The following is a 246-nucleotide window of genomic DNA, read 5'->3' as shown; positions in this document are numbered from 1 at the left end:
ACATGATCGCCCGCCTGCGCATCGCCGCTGACGACACCAGAAATCATGGTCGGCATCCGGGATTCGGCGCGGTTTATGGTGTTGTCGTCTGCCACGCTGTCGAGGGTCAGGGCGTTGTGCGCCTGGGTGTCGAGCACCACATTTTTATGCTCCACCGCAATTGCGGTGTTACCCGAAGCATCGACGCCAGTGACCATCACCTGCACATCGTTGTTGCCTTCGTTCAGCGCCGCAGTCGGCACTGGC

Annotated in this window: 1 protein-coding gene; it reads right to left on the bottom strand. The window is 60.6% G+C overall.

Annotated features, from left to right (window positions below; genetic code table 11):
* Window positions 1–246, bottom strand: a 246-nt coding sequence (locus GBAG_RS21795; RefSeq protein WP_034500341.1) for an Ig-like domain-containing protein, incomplete at both ends; no start/stop codon positions are given.

Origin of the sequence: Buttiauxella agrestis ATCC 33320 (assembly GCF_000735355.1) — a bacterium.
In the GTDB taxonomy this organism is placed as follows: Bacteria; Pseudomonadota; Gammaproteobacteria; order Enterobacterales; family Enterobacteriaceae; genus Buttiauxella; species Buttiauxella agrestis.
Note: the sequence above shows the minus strand (reverse complement) of the source record. Positions and strands in the feature narration are given on the sequence as shown.